We start from the raw sequence: 23796 nt of genomic DNA on the forward strand, positions 1-23796 counted from the left end.
GTGCACTGCGGCATCTGTAAGCCGACTGTAAGCGAGCGCGCCTAGGGCTGACAGCCAAATCACAGCAGGTCCTTCGATGCACACGACCGTTCCCCCCCAGGCGCTGCCCCCCACCCGTAGCCTGTCGCGCGCGACGCAAATGCGCTGGCTCGGTATCGTTGGAGGGGTGGCGATCGGCTTGGCGCTGTTGTGGAGCGCGCTCGCCGCGCTGTTCCACCACGATGCGGCACCGCCGCCGACGACGCCGCCCGGCATGCTCCGGCTGACGCGCGAGCAAATGGCGGGGCTCCAAACGCTGCGCGTCGGCGTCGGCGAATCGGATCATCGCACGCTCGCGAGCGGGGCGATCACCGTCGACGGCGATCGCAGCACGCCGGTACTGCTGCCCTATGCCGGGCAAGTCGTGAAAGTGCTCGCCGATGCCGGGCAATATGTGAAGCCGGGCCAGCCACTGCTCCTGATCCAGACGAGCGATTTCGTCGATGCGCGCAGCGGCCTGTTCAGCGCACGCGCGGCGTTCCAGAACGCGCAAGCACAACTCGCCACTGCGACCCGCAACGCCGAGCGTCAGAAGCAGATCTTCGAAACCGCAGGCGGCGCGCAAAAGGATTATCAACAGGCACAGACCGACCTGATCGCCGCGCAAGCGACGGCGCGCACCGCGGCGGCGGCGCTCGGCGCGGCGCGCGACAAGCTCGCGATCCTCGGCAAGTCGGCGGGCGAGATCGGCGCGCTCGAACGTGTCGGCGAGGTGTCGGGCATCCACGATCGCACGACGCTCCACGCCCCTGTCGGCGGTCTGATTGCGTCGCGCGACGTGGCGGCGGGGCAATATGTCGCGCAAGGCGGCGACAAGCCGGTGATGACGATCACCGATCCGTCGCACGTCTGGCTGATCGCGCAACTCGCCGAGGGCGATGCGAGCGCAGTGCATGTCGGCGATAGCGTGACGGTCACCACCCCCGCGCTGCCGGGGCGCAGCTTCCACGCGACAATCGACCTGGTCGGCGCCGCGCTCGATCCGCAGACGCACCGCTTACCGGTGCGCGCGACGATCGCCAATCCCGACGGCGCGCTGAAACCGCAGATGTTCGCCAGCTTCTCGATCCAGCGGGCGCAGCAGAGCGCGGCGCTGCGCGTTCCGGTCGCGGCGGTGATCCATGAAGGCGATAGCGCGCGCGTCTGGGTTGTCCGGCCCGATGGGCTGTTGCAGGCGCGCACCGTCACCGCCGGCGACGAGCAGGACGGCCAGGTCGTCATCCTGAGCGGGCTCAAGCCGGGCGAGCGGATCGTCACGGCGGGCGCGTTGTTCGTCAACGAGGCTGGTCTGGGCGAATGAACAGAATCGTCGAATTCTCGCTGCGCCAGCGGCTGCTGATCGTCGGTATCTTCGCCGCCATGCTGGTGGCGGGGGCGATCGGCTTCTGGAACCTTAATATCGAGGCCTATCCCGATCCCGTCCCCCCGATGGTCGAGGTCATCACGCAGACGCAAGGCCTGTCGGCCGAGGAGATGGAGCGCAACGTCACCATCCCGATCGAAGTCGGCATGGCGGGCATCCCGCACCTCACCGCGATCCGCGCGATCTCGCTGTTCGGCCTGTCCGACATCAAGATCCAGTTCAGCTACGATCTCACCAACGAGGCCGCCAAGCAGCAGGTGATCAACCGCCTGTCGCAGCTGCCGCCGCTATCCGGCGGGGCGCAGCCGACGCTGTCGCCGACCAGCCCCGTGGGCGAGATCTATCGCTACAAGATCACCGCGCCGCCCGGCTATTCGGTGATGGATTTGAAGACGCTGCAGGACTGGGTGCTGCAACGCCGCTTCAAGCGCATTCCGGGCGTGATCGACGTGACGGGCTGGGGCGGCAAGCTGCGCGCCTATGACGTGGTGATCGACAATGACCGGCTCGCGGCGCACGGCGTCACGGTGTCGCAGGTGCTGGCGGCGCTCTCCAAGAGCGACGGCAATGTCGGCGGGCAGACGATCAACTTCGGCGCGCAGGCGGCAATCGTGCGCGGCGTCGGGCTGATCCAGTCGGTCGGCGGCATCGAGAACGTGCTGGTCGGCAGTGCCAACGGCCAGCCGATCCTGTTGAAGGACGTCGCGCGCGTCCAGATCGGCAACGAGCCGCGGCTCGGCATCGCCGGATACAACAATGAAGACGACATCGTGCAGGGCATCGTGCTGATGCAGCGCGGCGCGCAGTCGATGCCGACGATCCAGGCGGTGCAGAAGGAAGTGTCCGACATCAACGCCTCGGGGCTGCTGCCGCCGGGCGTGCATCTCGACCGCGTCTATGATCGCTCCGATCTGATCAAGCTGACGATCCACACCGTGCTCGAAAATCTCGTCGCCGGCATCGCGCTGATCTTCTTCCTGCAATGGGCGTTCCTCGGGAACCTGCGCAGCGCGATCATCGTCGCGGCGACGATCCCGTTCGCGCTCGCCTTCGCGATCCTGATCCTCGTGCTTCAGGGTGAAAGCGCGAACCTGCTGTCGGTCGGCGCGCTCGATTTCGGGCTGGTCGTCGATGCGAGCGTGATCATGGTCGAGAACGTCTTTCGCCACATGGTCGAGCGTTCGGCGCATGTCGAAAACGGGCGCGGGCACTATACGCTGGCGAGCCGCTTCTCGGCGGTGCTCGGCGCGAGCCATGAGGTCAGCCGCGGGATCTTCTTTGCGGCGGCGATCATCATCGCGAGCTTCCTGCCGCTGTTCACGCTGACCGGAGTCGAGGGGCATATCTTCGGGCCGATGGCGAAGACCTATGCCTATGCCATCACCGGCGGGCTGATCGCGACCTTCACGGTCGCGCCGGTGCTCGCGACGCTGCTGCTCCCCGACAAACTGTCCGAGGTCGAGACGTGGATCGTCGGCAAGCTGCGCCGCGCCTACGAACCCGCCGCCGCCTTCGCGCTCGGCAACCGCGTGCTCGCGGTCGGGGGCGCGTTGCTGCTGCTCGCCGCGGCGATGGTCGGCGTGCGCTCGCTCGGGATCGAATTCCTGCCGCATCTCGAGGAAGGCAATATGTACATCCGCGCGAGCTTGCCCGCATCGATCAGCCTCGAGGCCGGGGAGCCCGTCGTCGACGGCGTGCGGCGGATGATCGCGGCCTATCCCGAGGTCGAATCGGTGCTCTCGGCGCATGGCCGGCCCGATGACGGGACCGATTCGACGGGCTTCTTCAACGCCGAATTCTTCGTGCCGTTGAAGCCGTTCGGCACCTGGCCCGCGGGGGTCACCAAGGAGACACTGACGGCGGAACTGTCGAAGAAGCTGCAGGCGAAATACCCGGGCGTCGACTTCTCCTTCTCGCAATATATCGAGGACAATGTCGAGGAAGCCGCCTCGGGGGTGAAGGGCGCCAATTCGATCAAGCTGTTCGGCCCCGACCTCGCGACGCTCGAAAAGTATGCCGATCAGATCAAGGACAAGATGGCCAAGGTCCCCGGCATCGTCGATCTCGGCGTGTTCCAGTCGCTCGGGCAGCCGACCGTGCGGATCGACGTTGATCGCGCGCGCGCGTCGCGTTACGGCCTGACCCCCGACGACATCAACGCCACCGTCGCCGCGGCGATCGGCGGGCAATCGAGCGCCGATCTGTACGAGAAGGGCACCGACCGCCACTTCCCGATCATCGTTCGCCTCCGCGCCGAACAGCGCGACAGCATCGATTCGATCCGCCGCATCACCGTCGGTGCGCCTTCGCCGAACGGGACGGGGACGATCCAGGTGCCGCTGTCGGAAGTCGCCGACGTGAAGCTGACCTCGGGCGCGTCGTTCATCTATCGCGAGCATCAAGAGCGCTACATCCCGATCAAATTCTCGGTCCGCGGGCGCGATCTCGGTGGCGCGGTCGATCAGGCGCGCGCGGAGATCACGCGGAGCGTCCATCTGCCGCCGGGCTATCATCTCGAATGGGCGGGCGAGCTCGACAATCTCAACAATGCCGTCGCGCGGCTGGAAGTCGTCGTGCCGATCAGCCTGCTGCTGATCCTGCTGCTGCTCTACGCCAATTTCGGCTCGATCCGCGACAGCCTGCTGGCTTTTTCGGCGATCCCGATGGCGATCATCGGCGGCGTGCTCGCGCTCGCGGTGTCGGGGACGGCGTTCAGCATTTCGTCGGCGATCGGCTTCGTCGCGCTGTTCGGGATCGCGGTGATGGACGGCATCCTCGTCGTCACCACCTTCAATCACGCGATCGACGAGGGCGTCGCGCGCTCAGGCGCGATCGCGACGACGGTGCGGCACAGCCTGCGTCCGGTGGTGATGACCTGCCTCGTCGCGGCGATCGGTTTGCTGCCGGCGGCCTTGTCGAACGGGATCGGCAGCCAGGTTCAGAAGCCGCTCGCTCTGGTCGTGGTCGGTGGGATGACGCTCGCGCCGATCCTGATCCTGCTCGTGCTGCCGGTGCTGATCGACCTGTTCTCGCATCGTGTCGCGCCCGAGGATCGCGGCGCGCATGGCCGCGATGTCGGGCATCATCCGCATCCCGCGGCCGAGGGGGAGACGCTGGCATGAAGCGGATCGCAATCAGCCTGCTCGCGCTTGGCGTGAGCGCCTGCGCAATGGGGCCGCGCGCGGTGGTGCCGCCGGTTGCGCTGCCCCCGGCAACGGCGCTGCAGAGCTTTGCGCCGCCGCAGGGGCCGACCCAGGCCACCCGGCTTGCCGAAGTTCCGCGCGAATGGTGGCGCGCCTTCGGCAGCAGCGAGCTCGATACGCTCGTTGGCGAAGCACTGGCGCACGCCACGGATATCGCGGTCGCCGATGCGACCTTGCGCCAGGCGCGCGAGCAGGCATCCGCCGCCGCGGGCAGCGCGCTGCCCCAGGTCGATGCCAGTTACCAGGGCCAGCGCACGCGCGTGTCGAATGCGCTCTCGCCCGCGGTGATCGATTCGAACCAGCAGCTCTACACGCTCCACACCGCGCAGCTCAACGTCAGCTACAATCCCGATCTATTCGGCGGCATCAAGACGCGGATCCGCTCGGCGCGTGCGCTCGCCGAGGTGCAGCGCCACCGGCTCGATGCCGCGCGCACCACGGTGCTCGCCAATCTCGTGCAGGCGGTGATCCAGCGCGCATCGCTTGCCGACCAGATCGCGGCGCTCCAGACGAGCGTCTCGGTCAATCGCGACATCCTCGCGCAATTGCTGAAGCGGCAGCAGCTCGGCGCGGTCGGCGCGGCGGATGTGGCGACGCAACAGGCGGCGCTCGCGACCGCGCAAAGCGCGCTGCCGGCGCTGGTGCGCGCCGAGGCGCATCAGCGCGTCGTCATCGCCACGCTGATCGGGCGTACCCCTGGCAGCACGCTCCCGGCGCTGCCGTCGCTGGCCGCGCTCGCGCTGCCGCAGGATCTGCCGGTGCTGCTGCCATCAGACCTGGTCGCGCGACGGCCCGACGTGGGCGCGGCGCGTGCGCAGCTCGAGGGCGCTGCGGCCGATGTCGGGACGGCGATCGCGGCGCGACTGCCGAGCATCCAGCTCGAGGCCACCGGTGGCGGCACCGCGCAGCATTTGTTCGACATGTTCAAAAGCGGCAATCCGTTCTGGTCGGTGTTCGGCGGTGTGACGCAACCGATCTTCCACGCCGGCGCCCTGCGGCATCAGCAACGCGCCGCCGAGGCGGCACTCGATGCGGCCAAGGCGCAATATCGCGCGACCGTGCTCCAGGCGTTCGGCGACGTGTCGGATGCGCTCACCGGGCTCCGGACCGATGCCGACGCTTATGACGCGGCGTCGCGCGCGGGCGATTCGTCGGCGCGTGCGCTCGGCTTCATCCGGCGGCAGCTCGCGCTCGGCGATGTCGGGACGCTCGCCTTGCTCAACGCGACCGCGACCGATGCGCAGGCGCGCTCGCTCGTCATCCAGGCACGCGCCGCTCGGCTTAGTGATACCGTCGCCTTGTTCCAGGCAGCGGGTGGTGGCGTGCCGCCGAGCTAAGCGCGGATCAATCGAAGTGCAGATACGCCGGGTCGAAATCGGCGACGCGGCACAATGCGTCCCAATCCTGCACCACGAACATCCGGCGCTCGCGGGCGATCAGCTGCTCGGCCTCGAGATTTTGCAGCATGCGGTTGACGTGCACTGGGGTGAGCGCGGTCGCGTCGGCGATCTGCTCCTGGCTCATTGGCAGTTCGAAACGGCGTTGCGCGTCGTCGAGCGGCGGCCCTTCGCGCCGATAGATCAGCTCGCACAGCAAATGCGCGATCCGCGTCCGCGCGTCGCGCCGACCGACGTTGAGGATCCATTCGCGCTGGATCGATCCGTCGATCAAGCTGTCGCGCCACAACGCGCGCGCGACGTTCGGGCGCGCGTCGATCGTCGCGCGGATCGCATCGATCGGAATCCAGGCGATCCGCGCCTCGTTGAGCGCCTGGACATTATGGTCGGCGGTGCGCAGTTCGAGATGGTGGAGATCGACGATATCGCCGCGGCGGTGGAAGGACAGGATCTGGCGTTGCCCGACGCCGGTCAGTTTGCTGCGAAAGGCGTGCCCTTCAAGGACCAAGCTGCAGTCGCGCACCATTTGCCCATCGCGCAGGAGGTAGCCGTTGCCGCGCACGTTCTGCATACGAATCGGCCACGCCCGAATCGCCAGGAGGTCGTCTTCGTCGAGGTGCGAGACGCGCTGTAATTTGGCCAACAGCGGTACAAACGGGTCTTCGAGCACGTGTGCCCCCCGTTTCGCCTGGTCGAAGTCGTGCGGAGCAGTCTGCTGGTCCATGATAGCCCGAGTAATTTGGGGTGAACACTCCAGCGCCATAGGCATGGCGTACTCGCTGACACCCGATACTGCGGAAAGCCTGTAAGAATGGCAATAATGTAGATCAATCGCGTCAAATAGTTCGACAATACTGTGCCGTATCTATGTCAGCGACGCGGAACCGCCCCAACCAAATTTATTGTAATGCGGTGCTCTGCGATAGGATGTTCGCGACGATGCGGTGCGTGAAGGCGTGGCGCGAACCGAGCGGCAATCCGATTCGGCAATGGAGTCCGTCCGCGCGCAACGCGAAGTGCGTGCGCGCACCGAGTTGATCGGGCAGCGCCTGCTCGATCAGTTCGCGCCCGAAGCCGTGATGGTGGGCGTCGTTTTGCTCGACGGCGCCGCCGGTTTCGGTCCAATCGAGCCGCAGCTCTCTGGTCGTCGCCACCCAGGCGATCTGCAGCTTGCCGCCAGGGTGCGACAAGGCACCGAACTTGAGCGCATTGATGATCAGTTCGTGGAACGCGAGCGCCAGCGCTTGCGCTTGTGCGGGCTGGACCCATGTGATCTGGCCACCGATCGTGATCCGCGGATCCCATCCGAATTGGAATTCGCGCAGTTCATCGCGAATCAGCATTTCCAGGTCGTGCGATTCGCTGGGATGGCGGTGATAGCGTGCCAGGACGTCGAGCCGTGCGGCAAAGTGGTCCGCAATGGTATCGGCCGGCCCGCCCGAGGCAGGGCTTTGCGAGACGATCGATCGAATCGTCGTGATCAGCTGGGCCGCGCGGTCGCGCTCGTCGTCGAGCGCGGATCGTGCCGCGCGGAGCTGTGCTTTCACCTCCGCCAAATCGGCGCGCAAGCCGGCGGTCTCGGCAAAGGGGGCACACTCCAGGGACATTCGGTGTCGGGCCACGGATTCCACCTCGAGCGGGTTTAATCCACTCGAACGCTTTGCCGTGCAGGTCGGTTCCTCAATGCGCAGCGGTTGGCCCGGGCGAACGTCAGGCGGGTGTATCCCGTTGAGGGTGCCTGACGTTCGCCCTGCGGCGATCAGCCAGCCTTGTGCGGGCAGATCAGATACTTCGTCCCCGTCGCGCGGCGATTATACGCTTCGATCACGTCTGGCTGAAGCGCCTCGACCAACGAGATTTCGTGCGTGTAGTGGCTCGCAAAGGTCGTCGTCAGCTCGGCAACGACGCGATCCTTGAGCGCCTGGACCGCCTCGGCGCCGATCTTGACGAGGAATGGCGTCAGCAGGAAGCCGCTGAGCGACCAGCTAAACCCGAAGCTGTTGCGGTTGAGCGTGGTCGGCGCGACGTCGAGCCCGCCATAGATATAGACTTGCTTGAAGGTGTCCGATCCGTAGCGGCTATAGGTCGTCATCCGCTTGACTGCGGCTGCCTCCATGCAGCTGAGCAACTGCCCGGCCAGCTTGCCGCCGCCGATCGCGTCGAAGGCGAGCGTCGCGCCGGTCTCGACCATCATCGCGGTCAGCGTCTCGAGGAAGTCGGGCTGGCTCGAATCGGCGACATGCACCGCGCCGATCCCGCGCAGCAACTCGGCCTGCGCCGGGCTGCGGACGACGTTGACGAGCGGGATCCCGTCCTTGAGGCAGATCTTGACGAGCATTTGGCCGAGGTTCGATGCCGCGGCGGTGTGGACCAGTGCGGTGTGGCCTTCGCGCCGCATCACTTCGGTCATCGCGAGCGAGGTCAGCGGATTGACGAAGCACGATGCGCCATCGGCGGGCGCGGTGCCGTCGGGGAGCACCATGCACTCGGCGACGCGCAGAACGCGATATTGCGCGTACATCGCGCCACCGAGCATCGCGACGGTCTTGCCGAGCAGCGCCTGCGCGGCGGGCGAGGCGCCGGCCGCGACGACGATCCCCGAGCCTTCGTTGCCGACCGGCATCGCTTCATCGAGCCGGCCCGCCATCGCGCGCATTCCGCCTGGCGGCACATCGGCGGTGACGAGCGGATGGCCGTCGCGCGTCGTCGCGACAGCGCTGCTCATGTCGGCGGCGCCGAACAGCAATCCCAGATCGGACGGATTGATCGGCGTTGCCAGCACCTTGACGACGACTTGATCGTCGCGTGGCGCGGGAACCGGCTGGTCGATCAGCGAGACCTCGAGATGCGCGTCCTTGGTGACGCGCGACAGCAATTGGAGGCCAGTGCTTGGAACAGGATCGGTCATCGGGATTTCCTCTCTTATAGTAGCGCTATCCCTAGCCGCTGAGTGACCCGCGCGCGAGTGCGAACGTGGTTCTCTCCCCGGCGACGGTTTGGTAGGGATCGAAGACGTCGGCGCGTGGCACGAAGCGAAGCGACGATGGTGTAGTGAGGCTTGATGGACAATTGCGCGACCGGGGTGACGGGCCTCGATGACATTCTGGCCGGCGGCCTTTCGCGCGGGCGGTTGTTTCTCCTCGAAGGAAGCCCCGGTACGGGCAAGACGACGATCGCCACGCAATTCCTGATGGCGGGCGTCGCGGCGGGAGAGCGCGCGCTCTACATCACCTTATCGGAGACCGAGGAAGAGTTGCGCGATGGCGCTGCATCGCATGGCTGGAGCTTCGCCGACGGGTTCAATATCTATGAACTCGTGCCGCCCGAAAGCCTGCTCGACGCCGATCAGCAACAGAGCTTGCTCTATTCCTCCGATCTCGAGCTTGGCGAGACGACCAAGCGGATCTTCGAATCGTTCGAGCGGATCGGGCCTGTGCGCGTCGTGCTCGACAGCTTGTCCGAAATCCGTCTGCTGGCGCAAAGCTCGCTGCGCTATCGTCGCCAGATCCTCGCGCTGAAGCATTATTTCGCCAAGGCCGACGCGACGGTCCTGATGCTCGACGATCTCACCGCCGATGTCGGCGACAAGAGCGTCCACAGCGTCGCGCATGCGGTGATCCGGCTCGAGGAGCTGTCGCCGAATTACGGCGCCGAGCGCCGCCGCCTGCGCGTGCTCAAATATCGCGGCCGCAAATATCTTGGTGGCTATCACGATTTCGTTATCGGGACCGGCGGGATCCGCGTGTTTCCGCGGCTGGTTGCGGCCGAGCACAAGACCGCTTTCACGCGCGAGACCGTCGGGGTCGATGATCCCGCCTTCAACGCGCTGGTCGGTGGCGGGTTCGAGCGCGGCGCGAGCACCTTGATCCTCGGCCCGGCCGGGACCGGCAAGTCGCTGCTGACGCTCGGATTCGTCAAGGCTGCGGTCGCGCGCGGCGAACGCGCGGCGATGTTCATCTTCGACGAAGAGCTCGGTCTGCTGTTCGAACGCGCCAAGGGGCTCGACATCGATCTGCCGGCGATGGTCGCGGCGGGCAATCTGGTGATCGAACAGATCGACGCTGCCGAACTGACGCCGGGCGAATTTTCCGAACGCGTCCGCGCCTGTGTCGAGACGCATGCCGCGCGCACCGTGATCGTCGACAGTCTCAACGGCTATCAGGCGGCGATGCCCGAAGAGCAGGCGCTGATCCTGCACATGCACGAGCTTCTGCAATATCTGAACCGGCAGGGCGTGATGACCTTCCTGACGGTCGCGCAGCACGGGCTGGTCGGCGACATGAAGTCGCCGGTCGATGTCACCTACCTCGCCGATACCGTTATTTTGCTGCGATATTTCGAAGCGCGCGGACGGGTCCGAAGAGCGATTTCGGTCGTTAAGAAGCGGACCGGTCCCCACGAGGACACGATCCGCGAGTTCATGATCGGCGACAACGGGATCACGCTCGGTGAGCCGTTGACGGGCTTTCAGGGCGTGTTGCGGGGCGTGCCGACCTTGCTGGGGGACGACGAAGGGCTCCTTGGCACGAAGGCTTGAACGACCGTTGAACCGTACGTTTGCAGAAGGTGCCGTTGTGCTTGCGCCGCGTGGTCGCGATGGTGCGATCGCGCGAGCGATGCTGGCGGAAGCGGGGCTCGTCGCCGAGACGGTGCCCGACCTTGCGGCGTTGGTGGCGGCGCTGCGACGCGGCGCCGGCTTTGCGATCATCACCGAGGAGGCGCTGCGCAACGCCGATCTGCGCGAGCTTGCCGCATTCCTGGCCGATCAGCAGGAATGGTCGGACTTTCCGTTTATCCTGTTGACCGAGCGTGGCGGCGGGCTCGAGCGCAATCCGGGTGCGGTGCGGTTGCTCGAGACGCTCGGTAACGTCACCTTTCTCGAACGGCCGTTTCATCCGACGACGCTCGTCAGCCTCGCCAAGGCCGCGTCGCGTGCGCGCATCCGGCAATATCAAGCGCGCGCGCGGCTCGAGGAAATCAATGACGGGCAAGCGAGCCTCAAGCTCGCGCTGTCGGCCGGCGGGCTCGGGACCTGGACGCTGGCGATGCCGGCGCGAACGCTCAGCGCCGCGCCCGAAAGCAAGGCGCATTTCGGGCGCGGGGCCGACGATCGCTTCGATTTCGAAGACCTTATCGACACCGTCCATCCGAAGGATCGCGCACTCCTCGAGGACGCGCTGGCGGAGTCGGTCGCGATGGGGGTCGATTTCGATCTCGAAGCGCGCTGCCTGTGGCGCGATGCGTCGCTCCACTGGGTACAGATCAACGGCCGCGTCGAACGCGATCCGTCGGGCGCGATCGTGCGACTGGTCGGGGTGTCGCACGAGATCACCGAGCGGCGGCAGGACGAACTGCGCCAGCGAGCGCTGCTCGAACTCGGCGACGCGTTGCGGCATATGACCGATGCCGACAAGATGTCGTTCCTCGCCGCGCGCATCCTCGGCGAGACGATGGGGGTCAGCCGCGCGGGGTACGGCACGATCGACCCGGTGCGCGAGACGATCACCGTCAAGCGCGACTGGAACATGCCGGGGATCGAGAGCCTCGCCGGCACGCTCCATTTCCGCGACTACGGATCGTACATCGAGGATCTCAAGCGTGGCGATACCGCGGCGATCGCCGACGCCCGGCTCGACCCGCGCACCGCCGGCGGCGCGAGCGCGCTCGAGGCGATTTCGGCGCGCGCGTTCATCAACATGCCGATCGTCGACAACGGCCAGTTCGTCGCCTTGCTCTATCTCAACCATGCCGAGGTCCGCCCCTGGTCGGCCGAGGACATCGCGTTCATCCGCGATGTGGCGAACCGCACGCAATCGGCGATCGAACGCCGCAACGCCGAGACGGCGCTTGCGGACCTCGCGGATTCGCTCGAGCGCGAGGTCGAAGTGCGAACACGCGAGCGCGACCGCACCTGGCAGAATTCGCAGGACCTGCTCGGCGTGATCGACACGCACGGGCGGTTCGTCGCGGTCAATCCCGCCTGGACCGAAATCCTCGGCTGGTATCCGCGCGAGATGGAAGGGCGAGCCTATGACGACTTCGTCCATCCCGACGATGCGCTCGCTTCGCAAGCCGCGTATCGCCAGGCGCAGGTCGAACCCTTGCGCCAGTTCGAGAACCGCATCCGCCACCGCGATGGCAGCTATCGCTGGGTGTCGTGGGTGGCGTCGTCGGGCGACGGGCTGATCTATGCCAGCGGGCGCCACGTTACCGCCGAGAAGGAAGCGCGGCTCGAGCTCGAGGCGGCGCAGGCGCAATTGCGGCAAGCGCAGAAGATGGAGGCGGTCGGACAGCTGACCGGCGGCATCGCGCATGATTTCAACAATCTGCTGACCGCGATCTCGGGCAGCCTCGAGCTGATGCAGATCCGCGTGCGCCAGGGCCGGTCGGGCGATGTCGAGCGCTATGTCGAGGCAGCACAGCAGGCGGCCAAGCGCGCGGCGGCGCTGACGCACCGCTTGCTCGCTTTCTCGCGCCGCCAGACGCTCGATCCGCGGCCGACCGACATCAATCGGCTGATCGTCAGCCTCGACGATCTGCTGCGCCGTTCGGTCGGGCCGACGATCGAGCTCGAAGTCGTCGGCGCGGGCGGATTGTGGACCGCGTTGATCGATCCCAACCAGCTCGAGAACGCAGTGCTCAATCTGTGCATCAACGCGCGCGACGCGATGCCCGAAGGCGGGCGGATCACGATCGAGACCGCAAACAAATGGCTCGACGAGAAGGCGGCTGCCGAGCGGCAATTGCCACCGGGCCAATATGTCTCGCTATGCGTCACCGATACCGGTTCGGGGATGAGCGCCGAGACGATCGAGCGCGCATTCGACCCGTTCTTCACCACCAAGCCGCTCGGTGAGGGGACTGGGCTCGGCCTCTCGATGATCTACGGCTTCGTCCGCCAGTCGGGCGGGCAAGTGCGGATCTATTCCGAGCTCGGGCAGGGCACGACGATGTGCCTCTATTTTCCGCGCGTCGTCGGCCAGCACGCGATCGACGAAGTGGCGCTGCCGACCGAAGCGACCTTGCCGCTGGCGAGTGGCGAGACCGTCCTCGTCGTCGATGACGAGGATGCCGTGCGGATGCTGGTGACCGATTTGCTCGCCGATATCGGCTGCAACTATCTCGAGGCGGCCGATGGTCCGGCGGGGCTCGCGATCCTCGATTCACCCGTGCGGATCGACTTGTTGATCACCGATGTCGGGCTGCCCAAGGGGATGAATGGGCGTCAGCTCGCCGATGCGGCGCGGCAGAAGCGGCCCGATCTCAAGATCCTGTTCATCACCGGCTATGCCGAGAATGCGGTGATCGGGAATGGCCATCTCGATCCCGGGATGCACATCCTGACCAAGCCGTTTCCGATGGACGTGATGAGCGCGCGGATCCGCGACTTGCTCGGGACGGGGGGCGAGGGCGCGGTCGGGAACGGCGCGTAACCGCGCCGACGCGCTAGCCCTTGAGCCGTTGCGGTAGCCCGGCGATCACGAAATCGACCTCGCTCACCACCGCCGCGACGCGCTGGTTGAGCAGCCCCGCTACGTCGCGGAAGCGGCGGGCGAGCGCGTTGTCGGGGACGATGCCGAAGCCGACCTCGTTCGAGACCAAGACGATTCGCGCGCTGGCCCGCGCGAGTGTCGCGACAAGCGTTTGCGCCGCGGCATCGGTATCGGCGTCGGCGAGGAGCAGGTTCGACGCCCATAGCGTCAGGCAATCGACGAGGATCGTCGCGCCCGGCCGGTCCTCCGCCGCAATCGTCTCGGCGAGATCGAGCGGCGCTTCGATGGTGCGCCAGCGCGCGTCGCGGTCGGCGCGGTGGCGCGCGATGCGGTCGGTCATCTCGCCGTCAAAGGCTTGCGCCGTCGCGATGAAGACGAGGTCGCCGCCGCTCGCCTCGGCAATCGCCTGCGCATGGCGGCTCTTGCCCGAACGCGCGCCGCCGAGCACCAACAGGCTTTTGGTAAAGGTCGGCATTGGCAGCGTCCTTATCGCGGCTTGCGCGCGGCAAGCGGATTGGCGATGGCACCCGGCATGCCGCAAGTCGAGAGCTAGAGCCGTGTCCGCATTGACGATCCATGGCGGCCGCATCGATGCCGCGGCGCTGCGCTATCCGGCGGCGCCCTTGCCGTGGCTCGATCTGTCGACCGGGATCAATCCGAACGGCTATGACCCTGCGGCGCTGACGCTGGCCGATCCGCGCGTGCTGCCCTCGCCGAGCCGGCTGGCAGCGCTCGAGGATGCGGCGGCGGCGGCGTTCGGCATGCCGTGCGGGGCGATCGCCGCGCTGCCGGGGAGCGAGATCGGGCTGCGCTTGCTCGCGACGATGGGGTTGCCGGGGCCGACCTGTGTCGTTGCGCCGAGCTATGGCTCGCACTTTGCCGCTTTGCCCCTCGCCACGCCGGTTAAGAGCGAGGCGCTGGCCGACGCGGACTGGCGCAGCGCATTGCTTGCCAATCCCAACAATCCCGACGGGCGGGTGATCGCGCCCGAAACGCTGCTCGACCTTGCTCGCTCGCGCACTGCGGATGGCGGCTGGCTGGTGATCGACGAGGCGTTCGCCGATTGTGTCGCTGGGGCGAGCGTGCTGCCGCTGCTGCGCGACGACGACCGCGTGCTGGTGTTTCGCTCGTTCGGGAAATTCTACGGTCTCGCCGGGGTGCGGCTCGGCTTCGTTTGCGGGGCCGAGGCGATCGTTGCGGGGTATCGCGAGCGGCTCGGAAGCTGGCCGGTTTCATCGGCCGCGATCGAGCTCGGCATCGGCGCATATCGCGATACGCAGTGGCGCGACGCGATGCGGATCGATCTTGCTGCAGCTGCTGCTGCGCTCGACCAGGTGTTGCGCAGGCACGGCCTCACGCCGCGGGGGGATTGCCCACTGTTCCGGTTAGTTGAGACGCATGATGCTGCGGTGGTGTTCGAGCGGCTCGCGACGGCGGGGATACTGACGCGGCCCTTCGATTACGCCCCCGACTGGCTGCGGATCGGTTTGCCGGGGAGCGCGGCTGCCTTGGCAAGGCTCGATCGGGCGCTGGCTGGTGGTTGAGCCCATAGCGCTCGGCGCGCTCACGCTCGACGCGCTGCTCGGCTGGCCGGGCGGGCTGTATGCGCGGATCGGCCATCCGGTCGGGTGGTGCGCGCGGCTGATCGCGGCGTGCGAGGCGCGCTGGAATGGTGCAACGCGGTCGCCGCAGGCGCGGTGGATTGGCGGAATTTTGACGGTGCTGCTGCTGGTCGGCAGCGTGGGCGGCATCACCTGGGGAACGACGCTGGCGCTGCGGGCGCTGCTAGGCGGTTGGGCATGGATCGGGATTGCGGTGCTTGCCTGGCCGGGGCTGGCGCAGCGCAGCCTCGACGATCACGTCCGCCCCGTCGCGGCGGCGCTCGAGGCGGGCGATCTTCCTGCGGCGCGGCGTGCGGTGGCGATGATCGTCGGGCGCGACACCGCCGCGCTCGACGAAGCCGGCGTCGCGCGCGCCGCGATCGAGAGTCTCGCCGAAAGCTTCTGCGACGGCGTCGTCGCGCCGTTCTTCTGGCTGCTGCTGGGGGGACTGCCGGGGCTGTGGATCTACAAGGCGCTCAACACCGCCGACAGCATGATCGGCCACCGTGAGCCGCGCTGGCGGATGTTCGGCTGGGGCGCGGCGCGGAGCGATGACGTGGCGAACCTGGTGCCCGCGCGCCTCGCCGGGATGATCCTGTGCGCGGTCGGCGGGGGCGGCTGGGCGACGCTGTGGCGCGATGCGGGGAAGCACGCCTCGCCCAACGCCGGCTGGCCCGAGGCGGCGATGGCGGGGGTGCTCGACGTCCGGCTCGCCGGGCCGATCGCCTATGATGGCGTGGTCGCCGAAAAGCCGTGGATCGGGACTGGCGCCGTGGTGATCGGCGCGCGCGAGATCCGTCGCGCGCTCGGCGTCTATCGGCGGGGGTGCGCGCTGCTGTGGATCGTGGCAGGGGGCATCGCATGGGTGCTGTGATGCTGCAGGGGACGGGGTCGGACGTCGGCAAGTCGGTGCTGGTCGCCGGCCTGTGTCGCGCGCTCGCCAATCGCGGGCTCGTCGTCCGGCCGTTCAAACCGCAGAACATGTCGAACAATGCCGCGGTCACGGCCGATGGCGGCGAGATCGGCCGCGCGCAGGCGACGCAGGCGTTCGCCGCGCGCGTCGCGCCGCATGTCGACATGAACCCGGTGCTGCTCAAGCCGCAGGGCGACCGCACCTCGCAGGTCATCGTTCACGGGCGCGTGCGCGGGACGCTCGGCTCGGCGAACTGGCGCGAGGGGCGTGCCGGGCTGCTGGACGATGTGCTCGCCAGCTATCACCGCTTGCGCGCGCAGGCCGATATCGTCGTGATCGAAGGCGCCGGGAGCCCCGCCGAGATCAACCTGCGCAGCGGCGACATCGCCAATATGGGGTTTGCGCGCGCCGCCGGTGTGCCGGTGGTGCTCGTCGGCGATATCGATCGCGGCGGGGTGATCGCCTCCCTGGTCGGTACGCGCGCGGTGATAGACCCAGCAGACGCGGCGATGATCCACGGCTTTCTGGTCAACAAGTTTCGCGGCGATCCCGCGCTGTTCGACGACGGCTATCGCGCGATCGAAGCGTGCAGCGAGTGGCGCGGGTTCGGCGTGGTGCCGTGGCTGCCCGAAGCGGTGCGCTTGCCGAGCGAGGATGCAGTCGTGCTCGAACGCCGCAGTGTCAGTGGCGACGGGCGGATCGTCATCGCGTGTCCGATCACCGCGCGCATCGCCAATTTCGACGATCTCGATCCGTTGCGGCTCGAGCCCGATGTCGAACTGGTGATGGTGCCGCCCGGTCAGCCGATTCCCGATGCGGCGCTGATCGTGCTCGCCGGATCGAAGGCGACGATCGCCGACCTCGCGTTCGTGCGCGCGCAAGGGTGGGATATCGACATCCTCGCGCACCATCGGCGCGGGCGGCCGGTGCTCGGGCTGTGCGGCGGGTATCAGATGCTCGGGCGCGTCGTATCCGATCCGCACGGGATCGAGGGGCCGGTCGGCGCGGTCGCGGGGCTCGGCCTGCTCGACGTCGAGACCGAGATCGGGCGCGCCAAGACCGTCGGCGCGGTCAGCGGGACGGCGCTCGGTGCGGCGTTCGATGGCTATGAGATCCATATGGGGCGCACCACCGGCCCCGATACCGCTCGGCCTGTCGGCCAGTTCGGCGATGGCCGCGCCGAGGGGGCGATGAGCGCCGACGGGCTGGTGTGCGGCAGCTATGTCCACGGCTTGCTCGGCGATGCGCGCCAGCGCGCGGCGTGGCTCGCGCGGATCGGTGTCGACGGTGCCGGGCCCGATCACCGCGCGTCGATCGATGCCGCGCTCGATGCGATCGCCGCGACGCTCGAGCGCCATGTCGATATCGACGCGCTGATCGCGCTATCGAAGACCGCACGCGACGATCGCGAGCAATAGCCCGGTCTCGACCAGTTCGATCCCCGCGCCGTGGCAATCGCCACTCACCCCGCCGACGCGCCAGCGCAGCCACAGGCCGAAACCGAGGATCAGGACTGGCGTGACGAGCACAGCGGGGAGCGCGACCGCCGTGGCGCCAAGCACGAGCGCCCAGCCGATCAGATCGCGCGATCGCACTGCGGTGGCGACGCGCGCGCCGAGCCCATCACGCAGCGGCGGCAGCCAGCGCGCCCAGGCAAGCGGCCCGATCCGCGCCGCAAACGGCACGAAGATCACGGGCCACCACGCGATGCCCGCGAGCGCATGGAGCAGGACGAGCTTGGCAAGCAGCTGCAGCCCGATCGTGACGACCCCGAAGCTCCCGATATGCGGATCGGCCATCACCGCGAGCAGCCGCGTCCGGTCGCGATGCGCCGCGCCGAGCCCATCCGCGAGATCGCCAAGCCCATCGAGATGCAGCGCGCCGGTCACCGCCACCCAAGCGACCAGCGCGGCGAGCGCGCCGACCCACGGATCGATCTGGCTTCCCGCCCAGCCGCTCGCCGCGACGAGCCCGCCGATCGCCAGTCCTACGATCGGATAAGCGCGGATCGCCGCGGCAAAATCGTTTCCGTCGGCGGAGACCTGCGGCACCGGCAGGCGAGTCAGGAAACCGAATGCGACGATCAGCCGCTTCATGCCGACAGTCCGACGATCTGCGCGGCAAGGCTGGGTTCGCGCCATACCCGCAGCGACAGCAGGGCGGCGTAGGGAAGGTCGATCGACCAGGTCTGCGCTTGCGAAAACCCGCACAGCGTGGCGAGCGCGGCGCGCATCGCGCCGGCATGCGTCACCACCAAGGTCGGCACGGTGATGTCGCGGCACGCCGAGCCGACGCGCGCGGCGAGGCTCGACCAGCGCTCGCCTTCGGGCGGCGGATTGGCGTCGGGATCATCCCAGAAGGCGGAGAGCGCGGCGGGGTCGATCGTCGCGGGCGCTTGCCCGTCCCACGCGCCGAAATCGAGCTCGCGCCAGCGCGGGTCGACCGACACGCCAAGCCCGTGGTCGCGCGCAATCGTTTCCGCACAGGCGCGCGCGCGGATCAGGTCGGAGCTTACGACGGTCGCGACATCGAGTCCGACGGCCCGGCCCACGCAGTCTGCAAGGCCTTGCGCCGTCACCGCGCTGTCGATCCGCCCGAGCAGCGTGCCCGTCAACTCGGGTGCGCCGTGGCGCAGCAGGTGGAGCAGGACCGGCGCGCTCACGCGCCCGAGACGCCGGCTTCGGCAAAGGTCGCCATCTCGGCATGCGCGGCAAGTGCAGCGCGGATCACGCCCGCGGCCACGGCGGCACCACTCGCCTCGCCGAGCCGCATGCCCAGAGTGAGCAGCGGCGTAAGCCCCAGCCGCGCGAGCAAGCGCGCATGCCCCGGCTCGGCCGAGCAATGCCCGGCGATGCAATGGTCGGTAATCGTGGGATGCGCCGCAGCGATCGGCGCGAGTGCTGCGCTGCAGATAAACCCGTCGAGCACCACCACCACGCCCGCCAGCCGCGCGGCGACGACCGCGCCGGCGATCGCCGCAATCTCGCGCCCGCCGACACGGCGGAGCGTCTCGAACGCGGTCGTCGGGGCATCCGCATGACAGGCGAGCGCGGCCTCGACCACCGCGACCTTGCGCGCGACGCCCGCGGCATCGACCCCCGTCCCGGGCCCGACCCAGTCGGCAGCCGCCCCGCCGAAGCTGCGCGCGCATAGCGCCGCGGCAGCGGTCGAATTGCCGATCCCCATCTCGCCGAGCACGAGCAGATCGACGTCGTCGCGCACCACCGCCGCGCCGGCGTTGAGCGCGGCGAGGCATTCGTCGGCCGACATTGCGGGTGCGCGGGTGAAGTCGGCGGTCGGTCGGTCGAGGTCGAGCGGAACGACGACCAGTTCGAGCCCCGCCGCCGCGGCCAGCGCGTTGATCGCAGCGCCGCCGTTCCGGAAGTTCCGGACCATTTCCGCCGTCACTGCCGCCGGGAACGCGCTGACCCCGTGCGCGACGATTCCGTGATTGCCCGCGAACACCGCGACGCGCCCATGCGCGATCCGCGGCGCGCCGAGGCCCTGCCACCCGGCAACGAACACGGCGAGATCTTCGAGCCGCCCGAGCGAACCCGGCGGCTTGGTCAATTGTCCCTGCCGTTCGGCCGCTTCGGCTTGCGCGCTACGATCGGGCCCGGGCAGCGCGGCGAGCGCGGCCTCGAACGCGGCGACCGACTCGAATCCGGTCATTCGACGACGAAGCCGGCCGGCGGCGTGCGCGTGATGAAATGCCCCTTCACCCCTGCGGGCCAGCTGCGATAGGGCACCTGGCCCGCGTCGCTCTCGGCATAGAGCAGCGCATAATCGAGGATCGCGCGCGCGGCCTCTGCGCTCGGCTCGAAGCGCCCGAGCACATAGCCGACCTTGCCCGGCGCGCGCAGATGCACCGTGCAGAAATCCTGGCAGGCGAACAGGCACGGCATTTCCTGCACCGCGACGCCGTCATAGCCGGGCTCGGCCTGGACCGCGCGCAACGCCTCGACCAGCCGCGCCCCGCCGCGCACATTGGCGGCATCGTCGCGGGCGTCGGCGGAAAAGCGGCACGTGTTGCACGCGACGACCGCTGGGCCGTCGGTCACTTCGCGCAAGGTCATGCCGTCACCGGCTGCGGCGCGGCCGCCGGGGCTGGCACGCCCGCCGCGGTCAGCACGCGGTAGAGCGCGTAGAACGCAGCGAGGATCGCGGCGTAGCGCACGAACTGGCGTTGCAGGATCGGCAGCGACAGCGCGACATCGGCATGGCCGATCACCGGGGCCCAGAGCAGGATCGCCAGCTTGAACACGGCGAAGGCCGCGACATAGGCGATCGCGAGCCGCGCGACGGTCGAGCGCGCCGGAACGCGGTTATCGACGAGGCTCGATACGATCGCGCCCGCCACCGCAGCGGTGCCGATCGCGACGCCGGTCAGCGCGGTCGCGGCGTCCCACGGATAGCCCAACACGCAAAACCCGACCGCCTGGCTCACCGCCCAGGCGGCAACCATCAGCGCGACGCCGTCGCGGCGGTCGAGATGCACCGCCGCCAAGGCGGCGAGTGCGGGAAAGGGCGTGGCGCAAGCGAAGATCAGCGTGGTGAGCGTGCTCGCGATGGTGAAGAGCAGGATCCACAGCAGATCGGCCTGACGCGCGTGAAGGTCGGTGGTCATCGGCATCTCCCCCTCAAAACCGGCCACGGAAGCCGGCATAGACGCTGCGGCCGAGCGTGCCGTAGCGATAGATCGTCTGATACTGCGCATCGAACAGGTTCTCGATCCGCCCGAACAGCGCGACATGCTGGGTGACCGGCAGCTCGGCGCGCAAATCGACCAGCGTGTAGGGGGCAAGCCGCGTGAAGTGCGCCGCGTCGTTGAAGGTCTCGCCCGACCAGCGGACCGCAACGCCGCCCGAAATCCCGCTCGGCAGCGTATAGGTCGCCGATCCGTTCGCCGCATTGCGCTGGCGCCGTGCGAGTTGCAGGCCATAGGTCGCGCCCGGCGACCGGTCTTCCGAGAGCGAATAGGTGTAATTGCCGTCGATCAGCAGGCGCTGCCCGAGCCGCAGCGCGCCTTGCGCCTCGACGCCGCGGGCGAGTGCGCGCGACACGTTGGCGTAATAGCCAAAGCGCGCAATCGTCGTGCCGGGCTGAAAGCACACCGCCGTCGTCGGAACGTCAGGGCAGCTGGCAAAAGTGATCAGGTTGGTCGAGCGGCGCTCGAAATAGCTGCCGCCGAGCGTCAGTGCGCCACCGAGCAGCCGCTGTTCGACGCCGGCTTGCCAACCCTTGGCCTGTTCGGGCCGGAGCGTCTGGTTCCCGTATTCGGAAAAGAGCTGGTACAGCGTCGGTGCCTTGAAGCCCTCGCCATAGCTCGCGCGCAGCGTCGTGCCGCTGCGCAGCGCCCACACCGCGCCCGCCTCGAACAGCGTCTTGCTGCCGTAGCGGCTATGATCGTCGTTGCGCACCCCGCCGCTGAGCGTCAGCCCGTCGGCCACCGTCGCGGTGAGCTTGGCATAGACGCCGGTCAGTGCGGCGCGGGCCCGGTCGGGCGCCGGGATCGGCGTGCCGAGCGTGCCGTCGGGCGACACGGTGCGGAAGCGCGAAACCTCGTGTTCGACGCCGAACACCGCGTCCCAGCCGGTCGCGATGCCGAGGCTGCCTTGATATTCGAGCCGCGAGTTGCGGCCGTTCGCGGCGAAGGTCAGCGGTTGTGGCAACTCGGGGCTGTAATTGTCACGCTGGATATCGGTATAGCCATAGGCGACGCGATTGCGCAGCCGCCCGCCGAACAGATCGACGTTGAGCCCGGCATAGCCGACGAATTGCGTATCGACCGAATAGTCCGCCGAATCGCCGGCAAAGCCATCGAGCTCGACGCGGCCGCGCGCATAATAGCCGCGCACGTCGGCGCTGATCCCGTCGGCGAGCTTGAGTTCGGCGCGTCCGGTCACGCTCTGGTTGGTATAGCCGTCGGTCTCGGTGCCGCCGAACGCCGGCGCGATCGCGGAGATGCCGGCGGTGGTGAAGCTCTGCGCGCCGATTCGGAAGGTCAGCGGCCCGGTCTTGCCGCCGATCGCCGCGCGCGCGCTGACCGTCTCGCGCGATCCCGCCTCGACGTCGAAGCTCCCCTCGATCGGCTTTTGCGGCAGCGCGGTGACGATGTTGACGACGCCGCCGATCGCCTGGCTGCCCCACAGGATCGATTGCGGCCCGCGCAGCACTTCGATCCGGCTCGCGTCGCCGGTGAGGAGATTTGCGAAATTATAGCCGCCGCCCGGCGACGAGGGATCGTTGAGCTTGACCCCGTCGATGACGACGACGGTCTGGTCGGTCTCGGCGCCGCGGATGCGCAGCGAGGTGTTGGTGCCATAGCCGCCGTTGCGCGACATGCTGACGCCGGGCGTGCGGACCAGGATTTCGGTGACGCCGATGTCCTGGCTGCGGTCGATCGCGGCCTTGTCGAGCACGGTGACCGAAGCTGCGACGCGGTCGATCGCGGTCGGCACGCGTGTCGCCGTAACGACGATGTCGGCGCTCGCGTCGGTCGGAATGTCGCTCGCCGCATCGGGGCGTGGCGCTTGCTGGGCATCGTCGGGGCGTGGCGGCGTGTCGGCGAAGGCCGGCGTCGCGATCAGCAGGCCGAGTAGCAGGCCCGAGGTCGATGGGTGGAATCGTTTCATGGCAGTCCCCGCTTGTAGACAGTCGGAGACCTGAAGCGCGCAAGGGGGAGGGCGCGAACCATCCCGCCTGCACGATGCAGGTCGGCGATGTCGTCACGCGGGGTCTTCCCCGTTCGCTCGGCGCACCCTGGCCGGTCGAAAGACGACTGCGACGGGCAGGTCTCCTGGCTCACGGGTCACCGTCGTTCCGGCCGCCTTCTCAGGACCCGAAGGTCCCAATGGCAAATGGCCGGGCAACTCGCCGCTTACAGTTGCAGGGGCAGCCGGGGTTTTCCCGTTCCCTTTTCATCCCCGTCGCCGGGGAACCTGTCGCAGGACGGCGCGTAGCGGGGGGACGGAAACGGGTCAATCACCTGGATCAGCTCGCGCGGTCGCGCTACGCCGCCCGTGCAATGCGGCGCGGTTCGGTTATGGTCGCTGGGCAGAAACGAACCCTCGAGCGGGAGTCTAGCGGTGCGTCTCCTGATTGCCGATGACGATGCGCGCGCGCCGCGCCAGCTCGCGAGCGATCTCTGCGCGCTGGCGCACGAAGTCGTGATCGTCGGCGATGGCCGGACCGCGCTCGCACGGGCGACGCAGGAAACGTTCGACGCGGTGCTGCTCGAACTGGTGCTGCCCTATGTCGGCGGGGTCGAGATCACGCGTACGCTGCGCGAGCGCGGGCTCGATCTGCCGATCGTGCTGCTGAGCGTGCATGGCGATTTGCCCGACCGGCTCGCCGGGCTCGATGGCGGCGCCGACGACTATCTCGTCAAGCCGATCGCCGCGGTCGAGATCGAGGCGCGGTTGCGCGCGATCCTGCGGCGGGCGACGCGCAGCGGGGGGCACGGCGTGATGCGCGCTGGCGACATCGAAGTGAACGAAATCAAGTATCGCGCACAACGCGGCGGGCGTGTGCTCGCTTTGCCCAAGCTCGAGTTCCAAATGCTGTGCGAACTGATCCGCAACAAGAATGCGATCGTCACGCGCGCGATGTTCTATCGCAACGTGTGGCGCTACGACGGCGAACCCGCGACCAATGTCGTCGAATCCTACATCCGGCGCTTGCGCGGGCATTTGAATGCTGCCGGCGAGCCAGACCCGATCGAGACGATCCGCGGCGTCGGCTATATGCTGGTCGATCACGGCTGAACCGCGCAGGCAAAGAAAAAT

General features: G+C 68.0%; 19 protein-coding genes and 1 riboswitch. Of the genes, 9 read left to right on the forward strand and 10 right to left on the reverse strand.

Features of this window, described 5'->3' with window-relative positions; all coding sequences use genetic code 11:
* The first annotated feature begins 76 nt into the window (after positions 1-76).
* The 3 genes from E2E30_RS16645 to E2E30_RS16655 are packed head-to-tail and all read left to right on the forward strand — an operon-like array spanning position 77 to position 5942.
* Positions 77-1339 (forward strand): efflux RND transporter periplasmic adaptor subunit, encoded by a 1263-nt coding sequence (locus tag E2E30_RS16645; RefSeq protein WP_133191497.1) that lies wholly within the window; start codon positions 77-79, stop codon positions 1337-1339.
* A complete protein-coding gene (locus E2E30_RS16650; protein WP_133191498.1) occupies positions 1336-4524 on the forward strand; it encodes an efflux RND transporter permease subunit in 3189 nt (1062 codons plus the stop codon). Before E2E30_RS16645 ends, E2E30_RS16650 begins: the two co-directional genes overlap by 4 nt.
* Positions 4521-5942: an efflux transporter outer membrane subunit gene (locus tag E2E30_RS16655; RefSeq protein ID WP_133191499.1), complete on the forward strand. Its 1422-nt coding sequence runs from the start codon at positions 4521-4523 to the stop codon at positions 5940-5942. The genes E2E30_RS16650 and E2E30_RS16655 overlap by 4 nt, the downstream gene beginning before the upstream one ends.
* Before the next feature lie 7 nt (positions 5943-5949).
* On the opposite strand, the gene E2E30_RS16660 is transcribed toward E2E30_RS16655, so the two are convergent.
* The 3 genes from E2E30_RS16660 to E2E30_RS16670 form a co-directional block, all read right to left on the reverse strand.
* Positions 5950-6672 (reverse strand): Crp/Fnr family transcriptional regulator, encoded by a 723-nt coding sequence (locus E2E30_RS16660; RefSeq protein WP_240698964.1) that lies wholly within the window; start codon positions 6670-6672, stop codon positions 5950-5952.
* A gap of 229 nt (positions 6673-6901) precedes the next feature.
* Positions 6902-7609, reverse strand: coding sequence for a hypothetical protein (locus tag E2E30_RS16665; RefSeq protein WP_165954552.1), 708 nt, complete (start codon positions 7607-7609; stop codon positions 6902-6904).
* Between the two features lie 152 nt (positions 7610-7761).
* The gene (locus E2E30_RS16670) at positions 7762-8910 is read right to left on the reverse strand and encodes a zinc-binding dehydrogenase (protein ID WP_133191502.1); all 1149 of its coding nucleotides are present in this window, start codon (positions 8908-8910) and stop codon (positions 7762-7764) included.
* A 153-nt stretch (positions 8911-9063) separates the two neighbouring features.
* On the opposite strand from E2E30_RS16670, the gene E2E30_RS16675 reads away from it, so the two are divergent.
* Positions 9064-10539 carry an ATPase domain-containing protein gene (locus E2E30_RS16675; protein ID WP_206365598.1) on the forward strand — a complete coding sequence of 492 codons (1476 nt, stop codon included), beginning with the start codon at positions 9064-9066 and terminating at the stop codon, positions 10537-10539.
* 7 nt (positions 10540-10546) lie between these two features.
* Positions 10547-13435 (forward strand): GAF domain-containing hybrid sensor histidine kinase/response regulator, encoded by a 2889-nt coding sequence (locus tag E2E30_RS16680; RefSeq protein WP_133191504.1) that lies wholly within the window; start codon positions 10547-10549, stop codon positions 13433-13435.
* A gap of 13 nt (positions 13436-13448) precedes the next feature.
* On the opposite strand, the gene cobU is transcribed toward E2E30_RS16680, so the two are convergent.
* Positions 13449-13970, reverse strand: a complete 522-nt coding sequence (cobU, locus tag E2E30_RS16685) for a bifunctional adenosylcobinamide kinase/adenosylcobinamide-phosphate guanylyltransferase (RefSeq protein ID WP_133191505.1) — start codon at positions 13968-13970, stop codon at positions 13449-13451.
* An 82-nt stretch (positions 13971-14052) separates the two neighbouring features.
* Here cobU and E2E30_RS16690 point away from each other — a divergent pair, with 82 nt between their 5' ends.
* Genes E2E30_RS16690 through E2E30_RS16700 form a run of 3 tightly spaced genes read left to right on the forward strand, consistent with a single transcriptional unit; the run spans position 14053 to position 17427 of the window.
* Positions 14053-15039, forward strand: a complete 987-nt coding sequence (locus tag E2E30_RS16690; RefSeq protein ID WP_165954553.1) for an aminotransferase class I/II-fold pyridoxal phosphate-dependent enzyme — start codon at positions 14053-14055, stop codon at positions 15037-15039.
* Entirely contained in the window at positions 15032-15970 is a 939-nt protein-coding gene (gene cbiB / locus E2E30_RS16695) for an adenosylcobinamide-phosphate synthase CbiB (protein WP_133191507.1), read from the forward strand. Before E2E30_RS16690 ends, cbiB begins: the two co-directional genes overlap by 8 nt.
* Positions 15958-17427, forward strand: a complete 1470-nt coding sequence (locus tag E2E30_RS16700; protein ID WP_133191508.1) for a cobyric acid synthase — start codon at positions 15958-15960, stop codon at positions 17425-17427. Before cbiB ends, E2E30_RS16700 begins: the two co-directional genes overlap by 13 nt.
* On the opposite strand, the gene cobS is transcribed toward E2E30_RS16700, so the two are convergent.
* The 6 genes from cobS to E2E30_RS16730 are packed head-to-tail and all read right to left on the reverse strand — an operon-like array spanning position 17392 to position 22644.
* A complete protein-coding gene (cobS, locus tag E2E30_RS16705) occupies positions 17392-18105 on the reverse strand; it encodes an adenosylcobinamide-GDP ribazoletransferase (protein ID WP_133191509.1) in 714 nt (237 codons plus the stop codon). The two genes, E2E30_RS16700 and cobS, sit on opposite strands and share 36 nt — an antisense overlap.
* The gene (locus tag E2E30_RS16710) at positions 18102-18671 is read right to left on the reverse strand and encodes a histidine phosphatase family protein (RefSeq protein ID WP_133191510.1); all 570 of its coding nucleotides are present in this window, start codon (positions 18669-18671) and stop codon (positions 18102-18104) included. Before E2E30_RS16710 ends, cobS begins: the two co-directional genes overlap by 4 nt.
* Complete coding sequence (gene cobT, locus E2E30_RS16715) at positions 18668-19681, reverse strand: nicotinate-nucleotide--dimethylbenzimidazole phosphoribosyltransferase (RefSeq protein WP_133191511.1); 1014 nt, start codon at positions 19679-19681, stop codon at positions 18668-18670. The genes E2E30_RS16710 and cobT overlap by 4 nt, the downstream gene beginning before the upstream one ends.
* Positions 19678-20085 carry a DUF1636 domain-containing protein gene (locus E2E30_RS16720; RefSeq protein WP_133191512.1) on the reverse strand — a complete coding sequence of 136 codons (408 nt, stop codon included), beginning with the start codon at positions 20083-20085 and terminating at the stop codon, positions 19678-19680. Before E2E30_RS16720 ends, cobT begins: the two co-directional genes overlap by 4 nt.
* Entirely contained in the window at positions 20082-20636 is a 555-nt protein-coding gene (locus tag E2E30_RS16725) for a hypothetical protein (RefSeq protein ID WP_133191513.1), read from the reverse strand. The genes E2E30_RS16720 and E2E30_RS16725 overlap by 4 nt, the downstream gene beginning before the upstream one ends.
* Positions 20637-20649: 13 nt before the next feature.
* Entirely contained in the window at positions 20650-22644 is a 1995-nt protein-coding gene (locus E2E30_RS16730) for a TonB-dependent receptor plug domain-containing protein (RefSeq protein WP_133191514.1), read from the reverse strand.
* Positions 22645-22781: 137 nt separating this feature from the next.
* Positions 22782-22969: riboswitch (cobalamin riboswitch) on the reverse strand.
* Between the two features lie 128 nt (positions 22970-23097).
* Here E2E30_RS16730 and E2E30_RS16735 point away from each other — a divergent pair.
* Positions 23098-23775 (forward strand): response regulator transcription factor, encoded by a 678-nt coding sequence (locus tag E2E30_RS16735; RefSeq protein ID WP_133191515.1) that lies wholly within the window; start codon positions 23098-23100, stop codon positions 23773-23775.
* Positions 23776-23796: the final 21 nt, after the last annotated feature.

This window comes from Sphingomonas sp. AAP5 (assembly GCF_004354345.1).
Taxonomy (GTDB): domain Bacteria; phylum Pseudomonadota; class Alphaproteobacteria; order Sphingomonadales; family Sphingomonadaceae; genus Sphingomonas; species Sphingomonas glacialis.